Origin of the sequence: Bacillus sp. FSL L8-0358, from assembly GCF_038593095.1 — a bacterium.
GTDB lineage: Bacteria > Bacillota > Bacilli > Bacillales > Bacillaceae > Bacillus > Bacillus subtilis.
In genome coordinates, this window is record NZ_CP151962.1 from 2,081,366 (window position 1) to 2,100,760 (window position 19,395).

The following is a 19,395-nucleotide window of genomic DNA, read 5'->3' on the forward strand; positions in this document are numbered from 1 at the left end:
CTCCCCTATGTATACTCCCTTGATATTATACAATATTCAGAAATATAAGACATCCATTTATTTGTTTACATAATATTTTTATTGTTTATTAATAATCCTGACAAAAATGTCCGAATTGAAAATGACAGGCTTTCTAAAATGCCCTCCTCACGTTCAAATGCTTCTTTTGCGATTAAAGCAGTAAAGCCATGCAGCAGGCTTCTGAGCCCCCTTGTCGCATGAATGGCAGTCTTTTCACTTGCATAGCCGTTTTCAATGAGCAGCTTCGTCACAAGACAGACAATTTGGTCAGAGACGATTTCCATCCGTTTGTCCTGAACCTTAAGCAGAGCCGCTTCATAATATCCGGGATTTTCAATTGCAAAATCAACATATGCATGTGCTAAAGAAAGCATCGCGGAATCTCCCTTTCGTTCGGTTACGGAGTCCGCCATTTGATCAAAAAGCTTTGTCAGTCCTCTAACAGCAAGTTCTGCTCTGATCGCTTGCAGCCCGTTGATATGGTTATACAATGACGGGGGGCGCACATTCATTTTTTTAGAAAGTGCCGCAAGTGAGACACCATTTACCCCTTCCTGATCGGCAATCTCCGCTGCAGCGTCTACAATCATTTTTTGGGTCAAACCTATTCTCGGTGACATGCTCATCATCCTTTCTTTGCTTTTTGGATCGCCTGTCTCATCCGCTCTGAAGGTGATCGCAGGAATTTTCCATGTCCGACAGCGAGACAGGAAGGCGCCTTATCTGCGAGCAATTGTGCACTTTTGATGGCCTCCTCCTTATTCCATGTGGCGAAAGCGGGAAAAGGAAACGTCCATTTTATCTGGCCTGATACAGCGATTCCTCCGTGCAACTGAAACGCATCTCCTGCTATTAAAGTGCCGTTTCTTGTATCAAGAAATGACATGCTGCCCGGTGTATGGCCCGGTGTTGGAATGGCAAGCAGGGAACCAATTGTTTCACCGCCCGTCAGCAGTTGGTGAGGCTTTGTTTGTATGTGTTTCGGAATACCTCCTTTTATAGGCGTCTGCGGCTCATCTTGCCGCAAGGATGTGTCACCTTGGAGCAAGAATGAATCCCGTTCCGAGATCATGACCTTTGCATGCGGAAATGTTTGTGCCAATGTATCCAGTGATCCGACATGGTCCCCATGTGCATGAGTCAGTAAAATATGCCGAAGCGGTTTTCCAAGCTGATTCACAGCTTGAATAATCCCTTTATAGCTGCCTGGCAGTGCGGCATCAATAAGGGTGACTTCGTTTTCTTCCTCTACTAAATAGCAATTAACCGGAAACAATGCTGGAAAAAAAGTCAGCTGCCAAACCGTTTGGTACTGAGTCATTCTCAATTTTTTATTCCTCCTAACAAAAACTAATGGCGTTAGTTTTATTATTAACTAACACCATTAGTTTTTCAAGAGTTTATTATTTTTTTATCGCTACATAAATGTTAACTTGTGCTCGCTGTGGCACTGCGGCACTTTGATCATACATCTCAAAGTCACCTGTAAACGTGCGCAGATGCCGCTTATCCCAAGTCCAAATTTCCTTCCACGTTTCAAGCACAATCTCTTCAATAGGGCCGATTCTGGAAGTGAAAACGGCGTAAGCGGAAGCCGGCAAATCAATGTTTTCATATGGTCCCGGAAGAATGTCGTCGTATTCCTGAAACGTTCCGACTGAAAACGTATAAAACCCATTCGTCTCTTGTTCATAATTCGAATATAAGGCAATAATGCTCTTGTCTTTTTCAGCCTGTGATAAAAGAGCGCTCATATCCTGCTTCCAGAATTGATCCCACAGTGCCGGAATCCTCCTTTCTTCCGTCATTTCCAGTGCGTTGCTTGTCCGTTGTGACAGTCCGGCAAATCGTTTCCGGTCTAAGTGTGTTATATGTGAAAAGCCCATACGATCTCCTCCTTTTTTTAAGATTATAGACAAAGAAACCTGACAGCAGTGTGTCAGGTTTCATATATTCTTTGCATGTGATGAATGGTTTCTTTTACTTTATCCCGTATATGAAGAGGCTGCAGAACCTCAATATCCTTTCCGAACTGGAGCAAAAAACCGATCAGCCATTGATCTTCTGGAAGTGAAATCACCGCCTGGCAGGTTTTATCTTCCTCACAACAGTGAAGGACATCATATCCGAACCATTCACCTATGCGCTGACGTGCTGCCGGCTGAACAAGAATAACCAATTCAGTTAAACGGTCCTTTTGGTACCAACTCTTATCCCATGGCAAAGTGTCCAGCTGAATGTCTTTTCTGATAAAGGTCTGATGTAAGATGGCCAGATCTTTCATCCGGTTTAGTTTAAAAAAACGAAAATCATTTCTCACCAAGCAATAAGCGTATAAATACCAGTGCCCCGCCTTGCAAACCAATGTATAAGGTTCAGTTTCACGAAGAAGAGTTTCCCCGCTTGCGCTTGTATATGTAAAAGATATCGTTGACAACCGATCGATGGCGGCGCTGATTTTCTCACGAAGCGTCTTTTGATCCTCGGTATGGCCCCATGCCGTCATGTCAATAAACCATTTTTCTGTTTGGTGCTTAAATGCTTGAGCAGATTGCTCAGGTATAAGGTGTTTGATTTTTTGATAGGCTGTGCTGTGAGAAACGGGTTCATACATAGATGAAACGCTCTGCAAAGCGGAAGCAATTGCAAACAATTCCTCCTCCTTCAGCCACTCTCTTTCAAGCCGGTACGTTTCCATGATGCCAATTCCGCCCCCGGAACCCTGTGAGGTCACAATCGGAATACCAGCCCTATTGATCGTCTCAATATCACGGTAAATTGTTCTGACAGATACTTCAAACAGCTCAGCAAGCTCTGCAGCCTGCACTTGTTTTTTGCTGATCAATAACACAACCATCGCTAACAAACGTTCCAGTTTCATTCTGCGCACCTTTTCTTCTTGTATTTTCCAACAAAACAATCATAACATTTTGATAAAGCTTGGGCATATCTATTATGCGGCGGAATACACCTTGCATATGCTATGAAAACAGGGGTTTCCCCTTCTTTTTTGTGTTCAGTATTTATTTCAGCTACTATTTCCAACCGGATAAGCATACACTTCTCAACGGAGGGGATTTCACATCATGCATCTTACACTTCAGAGCGTTTATCCTGCCATGATCATCATCTTTTTTCTGTATAAAAAAATTAAAAGGTCCATCGGATACCAGCCGCTGAAGCCCTGCTGGCTGTTCACCCGTATCATTCTTTTCTCGCTGTTTGCTTTTGGACTTTCAATCTTCAGCGCCATTCACCCTTTTTTATATGGATATCTCATTTTGGGCATTCTTGGCGGATGGCTCCTTGTCTTTTTCGCTAAGAAAAACATCTCTTTTGAAAAACGCAGAGGAAAGATCTATTTTCGGACTCATATTTGGGTAGAAATGATTCTCTTAACCTTATTCCTGTCAAGATTTCTATATCGAGTGACAGAGCTTTATCTTACCTCACCTGATCTAAACAGCCTTGGATCTTACAGTCAGTCAATCGGAACGGACCCTCTGACAATAGGCGTCTTTTTTCTGATAGCCGTTTATTATATCGGTTTTTCTTCTTTTGTCATCAAGCTCAGCAGAAACGAACTCGAACAGCACGGACACAATAAAGAAAAAGACATCCTTGCCCGCTAGCAGCGAGTTAAGCAAGGATGTCTTTTTCAATCATGCTGTGTATGATGGATCATTTGCTGAAGAACATCTAAAACATGTTCATCCTCCGGAGAGTAATAAATCGATGTTCCTTCTCTGCGCGATTTGACAAGCCGGAGATTTTTTAAAAATCTAAGTTGGTGGGACACGGTGGATTGCAGTAAATTCAGCTTTTCTGCAATTCCGTTTACTGCATGCTCACCCTGGGACAATAAATGGAGAATTCTGATTCGGGTAGGATCAGAAAGCGCTTTGAATGTTTGCGCGACTAGAAACAGCGTCTCCTCGTCAAGATCAGCAGCCGATTGTTCCGTTTCTCTAAATTCAGTCATATGTATCACCTTTCTTTATTCATAGTTTTATCTTATAACAAATGCGCTTGAGTGCAAAACAGCCTGCTTGTGTTCCATTTCAATCTCATAGTTTAAATTTATGTTTCAAATCAGGTTTTTACTTGGTCTGATTTGTCGTTCTATGTCATAATAAAAAGGTCATACTGCTCCAAACATTGAGGGTGAAACACAGTGAAGAAAAAGAGAAAAGGCTGTTTCGCTGCTGCGGGTTTTATGATGATTTTTGTCTTTGTCATCGCCTCTTTTTTATTGGTCCTGCTTTTTTTCAACCGGGATTTAATCAAAAAACTTCCGATCGATACGAAAACGATTGTTTTGGAACGTTTAACCGATTACAAACCCTTGGTGGAAGAAGAGCTTGAAAGCCAAGGACTCTCTAATTATACATCACTCATATTAGGCATGATGTATCAGGAGTCAAAAGGAAAAGGCAATGATCCCATGCAGTCCTCTGAATCTCTGGGGTTAAAACGCAATGAGATAACAGACCCTCAACTCAGTGTTAAACAAGGCATCAAGCAATTTACCCTCATGTACAAGACCGGTAAGGAAAAAGGCGTGGATTTGGATACCATTATTCAAAGCTACAACATGGGGGCAGGTTACATTGATTTTGTAGCTGAACATGGAGGAACGCATACTGAGGAATTGGCAAAACAATACTCCGAGCAGCAAGTCAAAAAAAATCCTGATCTGTATACTTGCGGGGGAAATGCGAAAAATTTCCGCTATCCGTATTGCTACGGTGATTATACGTATGCAGAAAAAGTAAAAGAAAAAACAAAAACTGTTGAAGAATCTTTGCAGGTTGCAACACTTGAAACCATGGAATCCAAGGCTCATGAATAAGAGTCTATCAATTTACTGACAAAAGCCCAAAAATGAATTTGGGCTTTTGTCATGTTTACATGTAAAAAAAGCCATACTGAGTATGGCTTTTAATAATACGGTGAAATCATCAAATATACAATAACGCCTGTAAGGCTTACATACAGCCATAGAGGCATTGTCCATCTCGCAATTTTTTTGTGGCGCTCTACCTGCATGCTGAAGCCTCTGATCAGCGTAAACAGCGCAAGCGGCACAATAATTGCAGAAAGGCAGATATGTGTAATTAAAATAAAGAAATAAATCGGGCGCATAATACCTTCTCCGCCATAGAGCGTGTTTTCCGCAATCGAGTGGTACGTCACATAGCAAATCAAAAATAGTAATGTTGTTGTGAATGCGGCCAAAATAAAGCGTTTGTGAGCTTTGATATTTTTCTGTTTAATCATAATCAGCGCGGCCAATAAGAAGATAAACGTAAAGCTGTTGAATATCGCATTCAGCATTGGCAAAATGTGAATATTCGCATGGCTGAACTGATCTAATTTAGGCATAAAAAACAGCACTGCGATTAAACCGTTAATCAGAACTGTCAGCGTAAGGACAATCCCCGTGTAATTTTTCGGTTTATTTTCTGTTTGGTTCATTTGGTGACCTCTCCTAATTTGTACTGGCTATCCAAATCGTATGCAAATTCAAAGAAGATGTCAACGGTTTCGATTGCTTCGTCAGAAATTAGACACACTTCAAAGGCCGGAGGCTATTAGCCCCGGCCTGTTAGGTTTACGCCTCTTTTATCAAATGTTCAATGACCTTATGTTCATTTTCATTCAGCAGGTTCTTTTGAATTTTCGAATGAATGGGTTTATTCATATGCTGATCCAAGATATCGGCCGTTTCTTTATCCCCGGCAATAACCATTCGTTCCCATCTTTTCGCGGCAGCTTTTTGATCAAGGCTGGCAGCCAGCCGCTTATACAGTCTCGATTGGTTCTCTGTTACATGTTCCCTCATCCGGTTCTCTTCAAATGGTGGCGCTTTGTCTACAGCGGAATGGCTATTCTTCCAAGACTCATTGATCATATCATACTCATAACGCTCCACCGCCTCAATTTTTCCTAAAACAGTTTCAATAATTTTCACTTCATGCTGCTGAGTTAAAATAAACGCCGTACTTGGGTATGCCTGGCGCAAACCCTTCAGCTGATCCAGGACAGCTGTTTCTTCCCAGTAAAATCTTGTATCTACAGGGACTTGAAGCTTAATAGGTTCCCATATGCCGCTGTCGGAAACAAAAAACACGAGACTGCGGGGCATGTCTTTTCCCATTGCATTCAAGTATTGATTCATTTTAGCCCTGATTCCATCCAGACACTTTTCCTCCTCTGGATCACTAGCTGCCAAATACTCTTTTAATCGGCTGAATCCTGACTTTAGGGCAATCTTCCATTCTCCCCCCTGCTGCTCTGGATCTCTCATGTCTGTATTGATATACAGAGAGAGAATTTTATCCGGCGGTTCCAATTGGACATACTGTAATTTGTTAATCAATGAATCAATCGCCATTCCGATTCCTCCTTTTTCACAGGTTAGTTTTCTTTTTCCTCTCTTAAAAACGATCAAACCTGACTTTCCGCTAATTTCTAGTAATAATGGAATTGTTGTTTACAATACGCCTCTCTTCTAATACAATTGGTAACTGTGTTTCTAAGCTGATTTTTGAAAGGAGTTTGATCTTGTTTACTATTAAAGAAAAAAATCGTCAAGAGCTTGAGGAAGAACTAAATGATTTAGAATTTCAAATTTATCGCATGCAGGAGAATATGAAGGATTTATCTAAAGATGCCAAAGTGCTTGGTATTGATCAATCGAAACATGATGAGTGGATGATTGTTTCCTCGATTGATGATGGCCAAACATGCAAAATTATGCTAACTGATTGTAAAACGGCTTACCGAGGAAAAGGCTGTTTTTCACTTGTAGCGTCTTACAAGGACGATGCCATTCATATAGGGGATATAACAGGCCCTCCGAATCACGGGTTTGGCTCCATTTGCATGAAATATTTAAAAGATATTGCAAGAGACCACAATATACCGAAAGTCACCGGAGACATCGCCAAACGGGATTGGAATCATGTAGACCGGCTGATTCACTTTTATGAAAAACATCAATTCAAAGTATGTATCGATCATGATACCCAATCCGGCAGCATTAAGTGGGTTGATTTGTAAAAAAGTCTGGAAGAAAGAGCCCAGATATGCTGTAATGGTATAAAACCATTGATGGAGGGTTTTATGTACGCCTCAAAACTGAAAAAGGGAGACGAAATCCGGATCGTGTCTCCCGCGACCAGCATGTCTATATTATCAAATGAAGCAAAAATCCAAGCAAAAACGGCGTTAGAACGCTTAGGTTATCGGGTAACCATCGCTGAACACGCAAATGAATGTAACGAATTTGATTCATCCTCTATCGAGTCAAGAGTCCATGATCTGCACGATGCCTTTTTTGATCCAGGCGTCAAAGCGATTTTAACGACACTCGGAGGGTTTAATTCAAATCAGCTGCTGCGTTATCTTGATTACGAGAAAATCAAACGGCATCCAAAAATTCTGTGCGGCTATTCCGATATAACCGCTCTTTGCAACGCAATTTATCGAAAAACGGGTCTTGTTACGTATTCAGGCCCCTTCTTTTCAACATTTGCAATGAAAAAAGGACTCGATTATACAGAGGAGTATTTTCTTTCTTGCTGCGCTTCAGACGATCCGTTTGAAATTCACCCCTCAAGTGAGTGGAGCGATGATCGCTGGTTTTTGGATCAAGAAAACAGGCGTTTTTATCCTAATAACGGCCCTGTTGTAATCCAAGAAGGTTATGCGGAAGGCACTTTAATTGGCGGAAACTTATGCACGCTTAATTTGCTGCAGGGAACGGAGTATTTTCCTGAAACAGAACATACTATTTTATTGATTGAAGATGATTATATGTCAGACATCCATATGTTTGACCGCGATCTGCAATCACTCATCCACCTCCCCGCTTTTTCACATGTAAAGGCGATTTTGATCGGCAGATTTCAGAATGCATCAAACGTATCAATGGATCTTGTAAAAGCCATGATCGAAACAAAAAAAGAATTATCCGGCATCCCGATCATCGCAAATATAAATGCCGGACATACCTCGCCAATTGCCACGTTCCCTATAGGAGGAACATGCAGGATTGAAGCTATTTCGGGCACATCACGAATATGGATTGATAAACATTAATCAGCTTGTAAATTTTTTTACAAGCTTTTTTAGCGCAATCGGTTATGCACGCCGCACGAGACATGACAAATGTCATATAGGAGGCATGATGTGTGCTACTACAAAAGACTTCTCTCATTAGCGTATACTGAACCGAGACACACAATGAGAGGATACTTACTATGACTGAACAAACCATTGCACATAAACAAAAACAGCTGACAAAGCAAGTCGCTGCATTTGCTCAGCCTGAAACAAAAAACAGCCTGATTCAGCTTTTAAACACGTTTATCCCATTCTTCGGCCTATGGTTTCTTGCTTATCTCAGCCTCGATGTCTCCTATCTTCTTACGTTAGCATTAACGGTGATTGCCGCAGGTTTTCTGACAAGAATTTTTATCATCTTCCATGACTGCTGCCATCAATCTTTTTTCAAACAAAAACGCTATAACCATATTCTCGGTTTTCTGACAGGTGTCCTGACTTTATTCCCGTATCTTCAATGGCAGCACAGCCATTCGATTCATCATGCGACTAGCAGCAATCTGGATAAACGCGGAACAGGAGACATCTGGATGTTAACAGTAAACGAATATAAAGCTGCATCCAGACGAACAAAGCTTGCATACAGAATTTATAGAAACCCGTTTATCATGTTTATTCTCGGACCGATTTATGTTTTTCTGATCACGAACCGTTTTAACAAAAAAGGCGCAAGACGCAAGGAACGTGTAAACACATACCTTACGAATCTGGCAATTGTCGCGTTGGCTGCCGCTTGCTGTCTGATCTTTGGCTGGCAATCGTTTTTACTGGTGCAAGGCCCGATATTTCTGATTTCAGGTTCAATCGGTGTTTGGCTGTTTTATGTGCAGCATACCTTTGAAGATTCTTATTTTGAAGCGGATGAAAACTGGAGCTACGTTCAGGCTGCTGTTGAAGGCAGTTCATTTTATAAACTCCCGAAACTGCTTCAATGGCTAACAGGCAATATTGGTTACCACCACGTTCATCATTTGAGTCCAAAGGTGCCTAACTATAAGCTTGAAGTTGCTCATGAACATCACGAACCTTTAAAAAACGTACCGACAATCACCTTAAAAACAAGCCTGCAATCACTCGCGTTCCGTCTTTGGGATGAAGATAACAAACAGTTTGTGTCATTTCGGGCTATAAAACATATACCTGTAAGCCTTCCGCCTGATTCACCAGAAAAACAGAAGCTGCGGAAGAACGCCTGATGTTAAAGGAGGTCTTCTAATATACTAGAAGGCTTCCTTTTTATTGTTGGAGGGTGCATTCTGGCTTTCACAATGATAAAGTTACAAGTAAGATGAAAAGCTGAAAATGAGGTAAGATCATGATTAAAAATCATTTTACATTTCAAAAACTAAACGGGATTACGCCCTATATATGGACGATATTTTTCATCCTCCCCTTCTACTTTATATGGAAATCATCATCTACATTTGTTATTATTGTCGGCATCATTTTGACGCTTTTATTTTTTTCGGTATATCGATTTGCTTTTGTCTCAAAAGGCTGGACCATTTATTTGTGGGGATTTTTATTAATTGGCATTTCAACCGCCTCCATTACCCTGTTCAGTTATATTTATTTTGCTTTTTTTATCGCGTATTTTATTGGAAACATTAAGGAACGCGTCCCTTTTCATATTTTATATTATGTCCATTTAATAAGCGCAGCCGTCGCAGCCAATTTCAGTCTCGTATTAAAAAAGGAATTCTTTCTGACACAAATTCCTTTTGTCGTCATTACCCTCATCAGCGCAATTTTATTGCCCTTTAGTATAAGAAGCCGCAAGGAGCGCGAACGGCTTGAAGAAAAGCTCGAGGATGCAAATGAACGGATTGCAGAACTAGTAAAATTAGAAGAACGTCAGCGAATTGCCCGCGATCTCCATGACACGCTTGGGCAAAAGCTTTCTCTTATCGGGTTAAAAAGCGACTTAGCAAGAAAATTGATATACAAAGATCCCGAACAAGCAGCTCGTGAACTGAAAAGTGTTCAGCAAACAGCGCGAACTTCTTTAAATGAAGTAAGAAAAATCGTTTCCTCTATGAAGGGCATCCGGCTCAAGGATGAATTGATCAACATCAAACAAATTCTCGAAGCAGCTGACATTATGTTTATCTATGAAGAAGAGAAATGGCCCGAAAATATCTCATTGCTGAATGAAAACATTTTGAGCATGTGCTTAAAGGAAGCTGTCACAAATGTCGTCAAACACAGCCAGGCTAAAACTTGCCGAGTTGACATTCAGCAGCTCTGGAAGGAAGTTGTGATAACAGTGTCTGACGATGGAACATTCAAAGGAGGAGAAAATTCCTTTTCAAAAGGACATGGCTTACTCGGGATGAGAGAACGGCTTGAGTTTGCAAACGGAAGCCTTCACATCGATGCCGAAAACGGAACCAAGCTTACCATGGCAATTCCTAATAATTCAAAATAAACATAAAGGATGGCTTATATGATTAGTATATTTATTGCAGAAGATCAGCAAATGCTGCTGGGCGCTTTAGGATCACTTCTAAATCTCGAAGACGATATGGAAGTCGTAGGCAAAGGTACAACCGGCCAAGATGCTGTTGATTTTGTCAAAAAACGCCAGCCTGATGTATGTATTATGGACATTGAAATGCCCGGAAAAACAGGGCTTGAAGCTGCTGAGGAGCTAAAAGATACAGGCTGCAAAATTATCATCTTAACCACCTTCGCCAGACCCGGTTACTTTCAGAGAGCTATTAAAGCTGGCGTTAAAGGCTATTTGTTAAAAGACAGTCCGAGTGAAGAGCTGGCCAACGCCATCCGTAGCGTCATGAACGGAAAACGCATCTATGCACCTGAGCTGATGGAGGACTTATACAGCGAAGCTAACCCTCTTACAGATAGAGAAAAAGAAGTGCTTGAACTTGTGGCTGACGGTAAAAACACAAAAGAAATCGCTCAGGAACTCAGCATCAAAAGCGGGACGGTGCGGAATTATATCTCAATGATTCTAGAAAAGCTTGAAGTGAAAAATCGAATTGAAGCCATTACCCGGTCAAAGGAAAAAGGCTGGTTTAAATAAAAAAGGATCTTGGCATCTGCCAGGATCCTTTTTTTAACCTGAAATTCCCGTTTGAGAACCTCGCCGCAACCAGAAGAATTAAACTGATCCATATCCTCGCTCCTATGCCCGCTGAACGATTGCTTGGTTAACAGCCCAATAAAAGACTGGATTGAATGATATCCCTGTTAAAATGGTCGGCCATTGCACATCAGCAGAATTTCAGATATTGATTGTATTGTATTTTCAGCATGACAAAGTTGTGCCACTTCGCTCCCGAAGCTGCCATGCCCTACTGCAAGAGCCTAATAACACAATTAAAAACCGTCTGAAATCAATCCGAATCCGTCAATGGCATCTGCTACATCCAACTGCTTATTATCTGCCAAAAAAGATACAACACCAGCTCGTTTCGCTGATCAAAGATAGTAACAACCAGCTATAAATGTCATGATGCCGAATGTCTCTGTAATACGGAATCAATCTTTTAACCCGAGAGCCCCTGAATCGCACATAAAGAGAAAAACGGGACCACTTTCTTTTATCAGCATATGATATAAACAGCTCTAAGCAGAACAAAAAAAGACACAAGCCAAAAGCTCATGTCTTTTTATCACAATCTATATTATTAGTTTAAGACTTTAACTCTTACAGTTTTGACGCCCCAATTAGAAGCATCACTTTTACTTGGTACAAATACGTCGATTTTATTTCCTTTAATAGCGCCGCCAGTGTCTGCTGCTGTTGCTTCCCCGTAGCCTTCAACATAGACTTTAGAACCTAGCGGAATTACATTAGGATCAACCGCAATAACTTTCGCGTTCGGGTTCTTATTTAAGTCAATGCCTGTAGCTGTAACGCCGGAAATGCCGCCGTCGTTAGCAGTGTAAGCAGTAGCAGTAACTGTTAGTTCTTTTGAAGCTTCTTGATTATTTGTATTTGATTGAACAGCCTTCTCCTCTGTGTTAACAGAAGTTTCTGCCTCAGCCTTTGTTTCTTGTTTAGGTTGCTGTTGTACAGCTTCTTGTTTAGGTTGCTCTTTTTGCACAGCCTCTTGTTTTGGCGCAGCTTGAGGTGCGTTTGTTTGCGCATTCTCAGTAGCTGTGTTTGCTGCTGTTGCCTGACCTTTTACTGAAAGAGTTGATCCAGCATAGATCATGTCAGAGCTTAAGTTATTCCAAACTTTCAGGTTGTTGACTGTCGTGCCGAATTTTTGAGCAATCTTAGAAAGCGTATCTCCCGCTTTAATTGTATATTGCCCAGTCGTGGTTGTTTCTTCTGAAGAAATGGTCAGTTTTTCTCCTGCAATGATTTTATCAGAAGTTAACTTGTTCCATTCTTTTAAGTCCTTTAGGTTCACTCCATTTTTCTGAGAGATTCCCCAGAGCGTATCACCCTTTTGCACCGTAATTTCTTTTGCAGAAGCGTGAGCTCCGAATGCAGTTGTTGAAAGTGCAGCAACTGCCACAAAGGACATAATCGTCTTCTTCATAAGTAAATCCTCCCTTGTTAGCTTTTTATTGGCGGCTAACAGGTGATATCGTAACACACGTAAATGTCAAATCAATAACAAAAAGATATGATTTAGATTACAGTTCCTTTACATGAAGGATTTCTCTCTGATGGAAAGACTTGCTGAACCCTTGATATAATAGGCTTCGCAGGTCTTTTTATTTTGAGGCAAAACAGAGAAAATAAAATGTGTTTTTTATAGAAAAAAAGATTGTTTTTCTGTTTTTTTAGTCTGTCATCCTTGCATAAGCTTGTATTTCTTGTAAAAAAAGCCGGCCGTATTTTGCTCTTTTTTGTTCTCCGACTCCTTTTATAGACAAAAGTTCATCATCATTTACGGGCTGTTTTCCTGACATTTCTTTTAACGTTTGGTCAGAGAAAACAACAAATGGCGGAACACCCTGCTCAGCCGCAATTTCTTTCCGAACCATGCGCAATCGTTCAAATAGCTCGTCATTTTCAGTAATCGCTGCCGCTTTTAACGCTTCTTTTCTCGCTACTGATAATTCTCCTTTCAGCACATTCCTTCCTTTACTGCTGACAAAAAGAGTCGGAAATGTTCCGTCTGACATCCTGATGAAGTCGTCAGAAATAAGAAATTCGATAAAATCACTGATTTCGCCAACGGATTGGTGTTTTAATATCCCGTATGTTGAAAGGTCGGAAAAGCCGTTTTCAAGAACTTTTTTATTTTTGGAGCCGGCAAGCACCTGGGCAACCATCGTCTTGCCAAACCGTTCTTTCATGCGAATGATACAAGATAAGACCATTTGCGCCTCCCGCGTCACGTCATGGGCCGCTCTTGTATCGGTACAGTTTCCGCACTGTCCGCACGCATCAGGCTCCTTTTCTCCGAAATACATAAGGATAAAACGCTGCAGACAATCTTCCGTATGACAGTAGTCGACCATTTGTCTCAGCTTTTTTAAATCCTGCTTTTGTTTCTCTTCATGTTCTGATTGCTCAATTAAGAAGCGCTGCACCATAATATCCTGCGGTGAAAACAGGAGAACACATTCACTGGCAAGACCGTCCCGTCCAGCTCGTCCTGCCTCTTGATAATAGCTTTCCATATCTTTCGGAATTTGTGCATGCAGAACAAATCTAATATTTGATTTATCAATACCCATTCCAAAAGCAGAGGTTGCCACCATCACTTGAAGCTCATCATTAAGAAACCTTTCCTGCTGCTCTTTTCTCTCATCATCAGCCAAACCTCCATGATACCGGCCTGCCCTGACCTGATTTCGTTTCAATCTCTCATATATCCGATCAGCTTCTTTTCTGGTCGCTGTATAGACAATTCCTGCTTCATGCCTGTTGTTTTGCACATATTCGTCTATAAACCGATCTTTATTTTCTCCTTTTACTACTTTAAAGGTTAAATTCTCTCGGGAAAATCCGGTATATACCGTGTTCTCTTTTTGAATATGCAGCTGTTTGCAAATATCATCATGAACCTCGGGTGTGGCTGTTGCTGTTAACGCCATGATGACAGGCTTGTCGTGTAATTCACGGAACAAGATTTCAATATTCCTGTAGCTTGGCCTGAAATCATGGCCCCATTGAGAAATACAGTGCGCCTCGTCTATTGCGACCAAAGGAACATCTATGCCCTGCAAAATCCGGATAAACTCTGTGGACGTTAGTCGCTCTGGTGTAATGTAAAAAAGCTTATAAGCCCCTTCTTTGAGTCCGTTCAGCCTCTCATATATTTTCTGATTGGATTGTGTGCTGTTAATGTAGGCGGCGTTAATCCCCGCTTCTTCTAACGCATCAACTTGATCCTTCATCAAGGAAATCAACGGTGATATGACGATCGTCGTCCCTTCAAACATTAATGCCGGAATTTGATAGCAAATCGATTTGCCGCCTCCCGTCGGCATAATGCAGGCCGTATTTTGCCTCGCTTCCGTCACCAAGCAGATCGCTTCATCTTGGCCGCTCCGAAACTTCTCATAACCAAAATAATGAGCCAGAAGGGATTGGGCTCTATGTAACATAACGTGTAAACCTCGCTTTTCCTTGAATTTCTCCCATCATATCATAAAAAAGCGGCCTTCATTTCCTTTCACACAAAAATGGAATATTCACTATACCAAACCTTTTTAGATAAAATAAAAAGCCATTTCCGAAAAGGAAATGGCTTTCGCTACGTCTTGCCGTATGCAAGTAAGAAAGTTTTAAACCACCACTCCTCAAAGTGGGTGTTTGCAGAAACGTTCCTGTCGTCCTCTGCAATGGAGGCATGACATTCCGGCTTCAATATAAAACTCCCTATTACAGCTTAAAGGTTAAAACTTAATTAACAATACGCACAAAGTAGCTTCTTTAATATAGTACACCATCAGGCGCTTTTAATCAAGAGGCCAAAACAATTGTTTAGAAAAACTTTTTCCAGTGAATAAAACTGTTTTTTCTCCAAAATACGTGACAATTCGACAAACAAAAAATATATTACAATAAAAAAAACAGTCTTTTTCGCTAAAAGCGAATGATTATTTTCTTCTATATTAATGTGTATATACAAAAAGACTCCTATTTGTAACGATAGGAGTCTTGGCTTTATTAGAATTTTGCAGCAAGATCTTTTGCTTCTTGTAAACCTTTTTCAACGATTTCTTGCGCTTGATCAGGTGCTGCGTTATGTCCTTCGATGACAACTGTGTGCAAGTCTTGAACACCCCAGAAACCAAGAACTGTTTTCATGAAGTTTAATGACATTTCAAGTGCAGCCATTGGTCCTTCTGAGTAGACACCGCCGCGAGCGTTAAGAAGCGCAACTTTTTTGCCGCCCATTAAACCGACTGGTCCTTCTTGTGTGTATTTGAATGTAACGCCTGCGCGAGACAGATAATCAACATAAGTATGAAGCACTGCTGGCACTGTGAAGTTCCAAAGCGGGAATGCGAAAACAACTTTGTCAGCTTTTACAAACTGGTTCAGATATTTGTCAGCAATTGCTGCTTGTTTTTTCTCATCTTCTGTCATTTCCATTCCTTGACCTGCTTTAAATGTTCCGTTAATCATATCTCTTCCAAGGTAAGGAAGGTTTTCTTTATGAAGATCTAATTCAACCACTTCATCATTAGGGTTGTTTTCTTTATAAGCAGCTAAGAAAGCTTCGTAAAGTTTAGTTGAAACGCCTTCTTCAGCTGTACGGTCGCTTGATTTTACAAATAAAACTGTAGACATTTGTATTCCTCCCGGTAAACTTTTTATATTTACTTACAAATAGTATGTTACTTTCTTTTTTACGCAAAGTCAATCACTTTATTTTGAATATGAGATTTTTTTTCAAAAAAAAGCAAGTACATCTAATATCGGTGTACTTGCTTGCCATTTTTACTTCGAATCTTGTTCACGATCCAATATTTCATACGTCTGCGAGCTTTTTTGATCAATTGTTTCTTTGTTGGATAAGTCTTTTACTTGTTCATGAAACTCTCTTTCATAAGAAGGAGCATCTGTCTCCAGATCATCCTCCACATCAGCTTGGGCCTCAACTGTCATTCTTGCATAAGGAACAGCTTCAAGTCTTTCGTAAGGAATCTCTTGGCCGGTTTTTTCACACACGCCGTAAGTTCCGTCTTTCATCTTTTGTAATGCACGGTTGACCTCCTCTAACAGCTCCCGGTCAATCTCTCTCACTGTTTGGTCTGTCATCCGGTCTGTGACGAGCGTCCCGTGGTCTGCCATATGGTTGTCAACCCCGTTGGAAAGCTCCCCCACTTCTTCCGTCATTGATTCTGTTTCCTTTTTCTCGCCAGACAATTCTTTTTGCATATCGAGCAATTTATGATAGAGATGCTGTGTTTGTTCTTTTGTCAGTGCCATGTATATCCTCTCCTTTCTATCCTGTTTCCCGTTTTGCCTTCTGTCAAACATGGGAACATCGATGGAAAGATGAGCTACTGCCTTTTTGAACGGATCGTGACCGCTGGCGTCGATGGTGCTTCGGGTTTTCGTTGGCACTTTTTGTTCTTCTCTTCTGGCGGTATATAATAGGTTGCGCCTATATTTAATCTGCCGCTCAGTTCATCAATGGTCAGCTCGCCGAATTCAAGATGATAGTCAATTTTTTCGACATTCAGCGTTTCAATATGTATATAGGTTTCTTCAGACTCCTGTTTGCTGCTTTGTTTTTGTTTCTCAATCACTGAGAGTCTTTCTTCACATTCACGCAGTTTGTCAAGTTCTGGTTTCAAGCAATGCCTGATCAGCGACCGGAACATTTTTTTCATGACATCACGACCCTTTGCATACTCCTCTTTCGTCTACATATATAATGAGGTATATCCCATAGAAAGGAGAGGTTTTCATGCTTCCGACTAACATCAATATTTCTCATCTCAAGACTAACTCGATAGGCACCGGCTCATCCCTTACCTTTGGTTCTGCGGAGTTAAGGAACAGGCGCTCTGCTATCAAAAGAAATAACGGTTTTGGGGAACAAAATGCAGATGTTATTGTTATGGTCATTCCGATTGAATCAATTGATGACCGTGATGGGGCAGATGCACTCAGTATGAAAATCAATCATCAATAACAATGGTTTTCGCTTGACCTTCGTCTTTTTGAATAGTGATGTATAGGATTCCGTCTTTAAAAATGGCATTCATCTTTCCATGAAGATGATCGGAAAGCGGAATTTTCTTTTCAAAACTTCCGTATTTCCCTTCTTTTTGGCGAAAGTCCTGTTCATTAAAATAGGAAAAGCGCTGCCCCTTCACCACTAAATAATCTCCGTACGATAATATGTGAACGTCTTGTTTACGGTAGCCTGGAAGATAAATTAAAAACTGCACTTCCGCAACGGTATCTACAATATCCATGCTCGGAAATGAAGCATCTCCTTTCCCTCGCTGATCTTGCTGCGCAAACGGAAACGGAGATTGGCCATTTGTCATAAAAGGGGTTTTTTGGTCTTCATCAAATACCTGTTTCCAAAAGTCACCGCCGTACATCTGCTGTGCGAATTCCATCCACTGCTTCATCTTTTCGAAATCCATTTGAAGCCCCCTGTCTTAACATACTTTATAACCGCCAGCATACAACTATAGAAAGGAGGTTTGCCTGTGGTTCAACCAACTCCGTATATCAATATTAATATTTTCATGCTGAAAATTAATTCCTTTGAAAATGCTTCAGCGGTTAACGTAGGACAAAATTTATTGGCAGAATGGCAAAATTCTGATAAAAAAAATCAAGGCTACGGACAGAATTTTGGAGATGCGAGCGGATTTATGGGCACGAGAAGCCATGTGGATGACAGAGACCAAATTGATTCTCCGGCCTCTTTTGAAAGTGAAGCGGTTAACTCCTCAATCAAAAGGAAGTGATGAGATGTTCTTTTCTCCCTCCGTCGTGAATGTCGGCGGATTTAAAATCAATACGATGGACCGTGGTTCCTCTTTAACACTCGGTCCGTATCAGCAGGTCGATTACTTTTTATCAGCTAAAATAAATCAAGGGTTTGGAGAAGAAAATGGCGACTTTACTCCTCTTGTCGTACCGATTTCAAATGTATTAGATGCAGATCTCGTTGATTCGAACTCAGCGAAAAACAGTGTGGTGTAATAAGAACAGGGCGCACATGCCCTGTTCTTGTTTTTATATATAAAAAAAAGCCTAACCATTTTTTGAACGGCTGGCTCATCAAATATTCAGCTGCACAAATGCTTTGTCAGCACCGCCTGAACCTCGCTTAAATCGGTGTCTTTCGCAAATTCTAATTCGAACGTTTTGCTTCTTGTCATCAATAAAAGCCCAGTGTCCGGATCAAACATTCCCGCTTCTTGGATGGCAAAGCTTTCAATTGTTTTATATGGAAGAAATACACGAACCTTCTTTTTAGAAAACATTTTATTGTCAAAGAAAATGATCCGCTTATTTGTAAAGCAAATTTGGTCCACTCGGAGCTTATAAATCGATTCTATTCTTTCCCCTTCAACGAGCAAAGCCTCAAGCTTCTTTGCGTCCGTTGATCTGCTAACAGAAAAAATACCCAATGAAGAACCCCTCTTTCTGCATTTATCTATTTGTTTTATCATTCACTACATAAAAATAAGTCCTTTATCCCTATATAAGAATACGACATAGAAGACATTTAAACCATTACGAACAGATTACATTTTTCAAATTTTTGATTTGTTTTTTGGCTTTTAAGCTGTTGTCATCAAGTAATACGCACATATAGAGAAAAAAGTTTCAATATTCAGCAATGTTTTTATAAAAAAGTGGTTTTTAATGATTTTTTTAATTTTGTTTTATATTTCCTGTTTTAACCACAAAAAAACCGCAGCTGAGCTGCGGTTTTATGTATCGACTGTTTTTAACAAAATCTGTCTGATGCTTCAAGGAAGCATTACATCTCTTCGAAGTATTCTTTATAATAGCCGCCGACTTTATTCGTATTGTCGACCACAAAGAGAAACTCCTCTGTTTCATTTTTTACTTCATATTCTTTTCCCGGCGTTAAAACGCGGTTTACGATATATTTTTTTGCGTTTGTCTGCACACACTTTACTTTTTTAATTGTTTCTTTTTCAAGCCAATTTTTATGAATCATGATGAAATCTCCTTTTCTTATCTATAAGCTTATTGTAGCTTTTTTCTTTTGTAAATTGCAATATCGGTTATTCATTGATTTTGCCTTGATTTCTATTATAGAATGTTTGTATACGCTTACGTTTGAAGCAACTATC

The 19,395-nt window shown here is 40.5% G+C and carries 25 protein-coding genes and 1 other RNA gene; 10 read left to right on the forward strand and 16 right to left on the reverse strand.

Annotated elements, in window-relative coordinates:
* Positions 1-65 precede the first annotated feature (65 nt).
* The 4 genes from NYE49_RS10380 to NYE49_RS10395 form a co-directional block, all read right to left on the reverse strand.
* Complete coding sequence (locus NYE49_RS10380; protein ID WP_340034312.1) at positions 66-641, reverse strand: WHG domain-containing protein; 576 nt, start codon at positions 639-641, stop codon at positions 66-68.
* 5 nt (positions 642-646) lie between these two features.
* Positions 647-1,348, reverse strand: coding sequence for an MBL fold metallo-hydrolase (locus tag NYE49_RS10385; protein WP_340034313.1), 702 nt, complete (start codon positions 1,346-1,348; stop codon positions 647-649).
* Positions 1,349-1,424: 76 nt separating this feature from the next.
* Positions 1,425-1,907: a GyrI-like domain-containing protein gene (locus NYE49_RS10390; RefSeq protein ID WP_014480008.1), complete on the reverse strand. Its 483-nt coding sequence runs from the start codon at positions 1,905-1,907 to the stop codon at positions 1,425-1,427.
* 53 nt (positions 1,908-1,960) lie between these two features.
* Positions 1,961-2,902: a YafY family protein gene (locus NYE49_RS10395; RefSeq protein ID WP_340034314.1), complete on the reverse strand. Its 942-nt coding sequence runs from the start codon at positions 2,900-2,902 to the stop codon at positions 1,961-1,963.
* A 205-nt stretch (positions 2,903-3,107) separates the two neighbouring features.
* On the opposite strand from NYE49_RS10395, the gene csk22 reads away from it, so the two are divergent.
* Positions 3,108-3,653: a mother cell-specific sporulation protein Csk22 gene (gene csk22 / locus NYE49_RS10400; RefSeq protein WP_326209383.1), complete on the forward strand. Its 546-nt coding sequence runs from the start codon at positions 3,108-3,110 to the stop codon at positions 3,651-3,653.
* Positions 3,654-3,679: 26 nt separating this feature from the next.
* Here csk22 and czrA read toward each other — a convergent pair whose 3' ends face one another.
* The gene (gene czrA, locus NYE49_RS10405; RefSeq protein WP_003231284.1) at positions 3,680-4,003 is read right to left on the reverse strand and encodes a Zn(II)-responsive metalloregulatory transcriptional repressor CzrA; all 324 of its coding nucleotides are present in this window, start codon (positions 4,001-4,003) and stop codon (positions 3,680-3,682) included.
* A gap of 192 nt (positions 4,004-4,195) precedes the next feature.
* On the opposite strand from czrA, the gene NYE49_RS10410 reads away from it, so the two are divergent.
* Positions 4,196-4,873: a lysozyme family protein gene (locus NYE49_RS10410; protein ID WP_003231283.1), complete on the forward strand. Its 678-nt coding sequence runs from the start codon at positions 4,196-4,198 to the stop codon at positions 4,871-4,873.
* 89 nt (positions 4,874-4,962) lie between these two features.
* Here NYE49_RS10410 and NYE49_RS10415 read toward each other — a convergent pair whose 3' ends face one another.
* Together NYE49_RS10415 and NYE49_RS10420 are read right to left on the reverse strand one after the other, a co-directional pair.
* On the reverse strand, positions 4,963-5,499 hold the full coding sequence (locus NYE49_RS10415) for a DUF420 domain-containing protein (RefSeq protein ID WP_003231280.1): 537 nt from the start codon (positions 5,497-5,499) through the stop codon (positions 4,963-4,965).
* A 136-nt stretch (positions 5,500-5,635) separates the two neighbouring features.
* The gene (locus NYE49_RS10420; RefSeq protein ID WP_342410167.1) at positions 5,636-6,418 is read right to left on the reverse strand and encodes a VLRF1 family aeRF1-type release factor; all 783 of its coding nucleotides are present in this window, start codon (positions 6,416-6,418) and stop codon (positions 5,636-5,638) included.
* A gap of 170 nt (positions 6,419-6,588) precedes the next feature.
* Here NYE49_RS10420 and NYE49_RS10425 point away from each other — a divergent pair, with 170 nt between their 5' ends.
* The 5 genes from NYE49_RS10425 (at position 6,589) to desR (ending at position 11,197) form a co-directional block, all read left to right on the forward strand.
* On the forward strand, positions 6,589-7,086 hold the full coding sequence (locus tag NYE49_RS10425; RefSeq protein ID WP_015483332.1) for an N-acetyltransferase: 498 nt from the start codon (positions 6,589-6,591) through the stop codon (positions 7,084-7,086).
* 63 nt (positions 7,087-7,149) lie between these two features.
* Positions 7,150-8,127 carry an LD-carboxypeptidase gene (locus NYE49_RS10430; protein ID WP_047182731.1) on the forward strand — a complete coding sequence of 326 codons (978 nt, stop codon included), beginning with the start codon at positions 7,150-7,152 and terminating at the stop codon, positions 8,125-8,127.
* Between the two features lie 161 nt (positions 8,128-8,288).
* Entirely contained in the window at positions 8,289-9,347 is a 1,059-nt protein-coding gene (desE, locus tag NYE49_RS10435) for a fatty acid desaturase DesE (RefSeq protein WP_015383856.1), read from the forward strand.
* A gap of 119 nt (positions 9,348-9,466) precedes the next feature.
* On the forward strand, positions 9,467-10,579 hold the full coding sequence (gene desK / locus NYE49_RS10440) for a two-component sensor histidine kinase DesK (protein ID WP_047182732.1): 1,113 nt from the start codon (positions 9,467-9,469) through the stop codon (positions 10,577-10,579).
* Positions 10,580-10,597: 18 nt separating this feature from the next.
* On the forward strand, positions 10,598-11,197 hold the full coding sequence (gene desR / locus NYE49_RS10445) for a two-component system response regulator DesR (RefSeq protein WP_004399356.1): 600 nt from the start codon (positions 10,598-10,600) through the stop codon (positions 11,195-11,197).
* Between the two features lie 607 nt (positions 11,198-11,804).
* Here desR and NYE49_RS10450 read toward each other — a convergent pair.
* From NYE49_RS10450 to NYE49_RS10475, 6 genes are all read right to left on the reverse strand, one after another.
* Positions 11,805-12,668, reverse strand: a complete 864-nt coding sequence (locus tag NYE49_RS10450; protein WP_340034325.1) for a LysM peptidoglycan-binding domain-containing protein — start codon at positions 12,666-12,668, stop codon at positions 11,805-11,807.
* A 247-nt stretch (positions 12,669-12,915) separates the two neighbouring features.
* Positions 12,916-14,691, reverse strand: coding sequence for a DNA helicase RecQ (gene recQ, locus NYE49_RS10455; protein WP_342410169.1), 1,776 nt, complete (start codon positions 14,689-14,691; stop codon positions 12,916-12,918).
* Positions 14,692-14,833: 142 nt separating this feature from the next.
* A non-coding RNA gene (gene ssrS / locus NYE49_RS10460) (6S RNA) lies at positions 14,834-15,020 on the reverse strand.
* Between the two features lie 236 nt (positions 15,021-15,256).
* Positions 15,257-15,883: an FMN-dependent NADH-azoreductase AzoJ gene (gene azoJ / locus NYE49_RS10465; RefSeq protein ID WP_003231260.1), complete on the reverse strand. Its 627-nt coding sequence runs from the start codon at positions 15,881-15,883 to the stop codon at positions 15,257-15,259.
* Between the two features lie 150 nt (positions 15,884-16,033).
* Complete coding sequence (locus NYE49_RS10470; RefSeq protein WP_014477068.1) at positions 16,034-16,525, reverse strand: TraR/DksA family transcriptional regulator; 492 nt, start codon at positions 16,523-16,525, stop codon at positions 16,034-16,036.
* A gap of 74 nt (positions 16,526-16,599) precedes the next feature.
* Positions 16,600-16,932, reverse strand: coding sequence for a hypothetical protein (locus NYE49_RS10475; protein ID WP_123373202.1), 333 nt, complete (start codon positions 16,930-16,932; stop codon positions 16,600-16,602).
* A 77-nt stretch (positions 16,933-17,009) separates the two neighbouring features.
* On the opposite strand from NYE49_RS10475, the gene NYE49_RS10480 reads away from it, so the two are divergent.
* Positions 17,010-17,237: a hypothetical protein gene (locus tag NYE49_RS10480; RefSeq protein WP_014480021.1), complete on the forward strand. Its 228-nt coding sequence runs from the start codon at positions 17,010-17,012 to the stop codon at positions 17,235-17,237.
* On the opposite strand, the gene yocM is transcribed toward NYE49_RS10480, so the two are convergent.
* Positions 17,224-17,700 carry a salt stress-responsive protein YocM gene (gene yocM, locus NYE49_RS10485; RefSeq protein WP_003231255.1) on the reverse strand — a complete coding sequence of 159 codons (477 nt, stop codon included), beginning with the start codon at positions 17,698-17,700 and terminating at the stop codon, positions 17,224-17,226. The two genes, NYE49_RS10480 and yocM, sit on opposite strands and share 14 nt — an antisense overlap.
* 66 nt (positions 17,701-17,766) lie before the next feature.
* On the opposite strand from yocM, the gene NYE49_RS10490 reads away from it, so the two are divergent.
* On the forward strand, positions 17,767-18,030 hold the full coding sequence (locus tag NYE49_RS10490) for a hypothetical protein (protein ID WP_004399338.1): 264 nt from the start codon (positions 17,767-17,769) through the stop codon (positions 18,028-18,030).
* 4 nt (positions 18,031-18,034) lie between these two features.
* Positions 18,035-18,268, forward strand: coding sequence for a hypothetical protein (locus NYE49_RS10495; protein WP_003231251.1), 234 nt, complete (start codon positions 18,035-18,037; stop codon positions 18,266-18,268).
* 86 nt (positions 18,269-18,354) lie between these two features.
* Here the strand turns inward: NYE49_RS10495 and NYE49_RS10500 are convergent, their stop codons facing one another.
* Positions 18,355-18,699, reverse strand: coding sequence for a PH domain-containing protein (locus tag NYE49_RS10500; RefSeq protein WP_003220141.1), 345 nt, complete (start codon positions 18,697-18,699; stop codon positions 18,355-18,357).
* A 356-nt stretch (positions 18,700-19,055) separates the two neighbouring features.
* A complete protein-coding gene (locus tag NYE49_RS10505; RefSeq protein WP_003231245.1) occupies positions 19,056-19,259 on the reverse strand; it encodes a DUF6501 family protein in 204 nt (67 codons plus the stop codon).
* Positions 19,260-19,395: the final 136 nt, after the last annotated feature.

Excerpts from the sequence above, each read along its gene's own strand:
- NYE49_RS10495 (WP_003231251.1), top strand. The coding sequence starts at position 18,035 with ATGTTCTTTTCTCCCTCCGTCGTGAATGTCGGCGGATTTAAAATCAAT.
- desR (WP_004399356.1), top strand. The coding sequence starts at position 10,598 with ATGATTAGTATATTTATTGCAGAAGATCAGCAAATGCTGCTGGGCGCT.
- NYE49_RS10475 (WP_123373202.1), bottom strand. The coding sequence starts at position 16,932 with ATGAAAAAAATGTTCCGGTCGCTGATCAGGCATTGCTTGAAACCAGAA.
- NYE49_RS10470 (WP_014477068.1), bottom strand. The coding sequence starts at position 16,525 with ATGGCACTGACAAAAGAACAAACACAGCATCTCTATCATAAATTGCTC.
- NYE49_RS10430 (WP_047182731.1), top strand. The coding sequence starts at position 7,150 with ATGTACGCCTCAAAACTGAAAAAGGGAGACGAAATCCGGATCGTGTCT.
- NYE49_RS10395 (WP_340034314.1), bottom strand. The coding sequence starts at position 2,902 with ATGAAACTGGAACGTTTGTTAGCGATGGTTGTGTTATTGATCAGCAAA.
- NYE49_RS10390 (WP_014480008.1), bottom strand. The coding sequence starts at position 1,907 with ATGGGCTTTTCACATATAACACACTTAGACCGGAAACGATTTGCCGGA.
- recQ (WP_342410169.1), bottom strand. The coding sequence starts at position 14,691 with ATGTTACATAGAGCCCAATCCCTTCTGGCTCATTATTTTGGTTATGAG.
- azoJ (WP_003231260.1), bottom strand. The coding sequence starts at position 15,883 with ATGTCTACAGTTTTATTTGTAAAATCAAGCGACCGTACAGCTGAAGAA.
- NYE49_RS10420 (WP_342410167.1), bottom strand. The coding sequence starts at position 6,418 with ATGGCGATTGATTCATTGATTAACAAATTACAGTATGTCCAATTGGAA.
- desK (WP_047182732.1), top strand. The coding sequence starts at position 9,467 with ATGATTAAAAATCATTTTACATTTCAAAAACTAAACGGGATTACGCCC.
- NYE49_RS10450 (WP_340034325.1), bottom strand. The coding sequence starts at position 12,668 with ATGAAGAAGACGATTATGTCCTTTGTGGCAGTTGCTGCACTTTCAACA.
- NYE49_RS10380 (WP_340034312.1), bottom strand. The coding sequence starts at position 641 with ATGTCACCGAGAATAGGTTTGACCCAAAAAATGATTGTAGACGCTGCA.
- desE (WP_015383856.1), top strand. The coding sequence starts at position 8,289 with ATGACTGAACAAACCATTGCACATAAACAAAAACAGCTGACAAAGCAA.
- NYE49_RS10415 (WP_003231280.1), bottom strand. The coding sequence starts at position 5,499 with ATGAACCAAACAGAAAATAAACCGAAAAATTACACGGGGATTGTCCTT.
- czrA (WP_003231284.1), bottom strand. The coding sequence starts at position 4,003 with ATGACTGAATTTAGAGAAACGGAACAATCGGCTGCTGATCTTGACGAG.
- NYE49_RS10480 (WP_014480021.1), top strand. The coding sequence starts at position 17,010 with ATGCTTCCGACTAACATCAATATTTCTCATCTCAAGACTAACTCGATA.
- NYE49_RS10505 (WP_003231245.1), bottom strand. The coding sequence starts at position 19,259 with ATGATTCATAAAAATTGGCTTGAAAAAGAAACAATTAAAAAAGTAAAG.
- csk22 (WP_326209383.1), top strand. The coding sequence starts at position 3,108 with ATGCATCTTACACTTCAGAGCGTTTATCCTGCCATGATCATCATCTTT.
- yocM (WP_003231255.1), bottom strand. The coding sequence starts at position 17,700 with ATGGATTTCGAAAAGATGAAGCAGTGGATGGAATTCGCACAGCAGATG.